Annotated in this window: 1 protein-coding gene and 1 tRNA gene; both read left to right on the forward strand. The window is 65.7% G+C overall.

Annotation, left to right across the window (positions count from 1 at the left end; translation table 11 throughout):
• Positions 1–38: 38 nt before the first annotated feature.
• Positions 39–114: transfer RNA gene (locus AC1D2K_RS34590), tRNA-Val, on the forward strand.
• A 77-nt stretch (positions 115–191) separates the two neighbouring features.
• On the forward strand, positions 192–1,473 hold a 1,282-nt coding region (locus tag AC1D2K_RS34595), incomplete at its 3' end, for a SurA N-terminal domain-containing protein (RefSeq protein WP_478094943.1).

The following is a 1,473-nucleotide window of genomic DNA, read 5'->3' on the forward strand; positions in this document are numbered from 1 at the left end:
GCTCAAAGACGCGCTGAACTGAGACATCGTTTAAGGTGGGGTGCTTAGCTCAGTTGGTAGAGCGGCGCCCTTACAAGGCGTAGGTCGGGGGTTCGAGCCCCTCAGCACCCACCACCCGATGCAAAGAAGGCGAACTGACGGTTCGCCTTTTTTCTTGCTGCGTCAATATCCGTCCTAGAGAGTGCTCAAGCATGTTTGATTCCTTCCGCAAGTACAACAAGATCATCATGGTGTTCTTGTTCTTGCTGATCATTCCCTCGTTCGTGCTGTTCGGCGTCGATCGCTATCAGGGGGGCGGCCAGGGCGAGAAGGTCGCGCACGTGGCGGGCGTCGACATCACGCGGCCCGAGTGGGATGCCCAGCACCGCAACGAGGTCGACCGGATCCGGCAGCAGGCGCCCAACATCGAGCCGGCGCTGCTCGACTCGGACGCCGCGCGCTATGCCACGCTGGAGCGCATGGTGCGCGAGCGCGTGCTTGCCGCCGCGGCAACGAAGTCGAACATGTCGGTCTCCGAGGAGCGGCTGGCACGGATGTTCGCGGCCGATCCGGGCCTGGCAACGTTCCGCACCGCCGACGGCAAGTTCGACCGCGAGACCTTCATGCGTGCGACCGGCCGCACGCCCGAACAGTACGAAGCCTCGGTGCGCGCCGATCTCGCGACGCAGCAAGTCTCGCTGGGCGTGTCCGGCACGGCCTTCGCCACGGCGGCGCAGGCGGCGGCGACGCTCGATGCCTTCTACGATCGGCGCGAGGTCCAGGTCGCGCTCTTCAAGCCCGCCGACTTCGCCGCCAAGGTCAATGTCAGCGACGCCGACCTGCAGGCTTACTACAAGGACCACACGGCGCTGTTCCAGGTGCCCGAGCAGGCGAGCATCGAGTACCTGGTGCTCGATCTCGACGCCGCCAAGAAGGGCATCGCGGTCAGCGAGGCCGACCTGCGCAGCTACTACGACCAGAACGCCGTCCGCTTCGGCAGCAAGGAAGAGCGGCGCGCCAGCCACATCCTGATCGCAGCGCCTGCAAGCGCCCCGGCCGCCGAGCGCGAGCAGGCACGCGCGAAGGCCGAGCAGTTGCTCGCCGGCGTCCGCAAGGCCCCCGACACCTTCGCCGACGTGGCGCGCAAGAACTCGCAGGACCCCGGCTCGGCGCAGAAGGGCGGCGATCTTGACTTCGTGACCCGCGGCGCGATGGTCAAGCCTTTCGAAGACGCGATGTTCGCGCTCAAGAAGGGCGAGATCAGCGGCCTGGTCGAGACCGAGTTCGGCTTCCACATCATTCAACTCGTCGACCTCAAGCCTTCCGTCGTGCCGCCGTTCGACAAGCTGCGCCCCACGATCGAGAACGAAGTGCGCAGCCAGCAGGCGACGCAGGAATTCGCCAAGGCCGCCGAGGCCTTCACCGACATCGTCTACCAGCAGCCCGACAGCCTCCAGCCGGCGGCCGAAAAGCTCAAGCTCACGATCCAGACCG

This window comes from Variovorax sp. P1_H12_2, assembly GCF_056405335.1.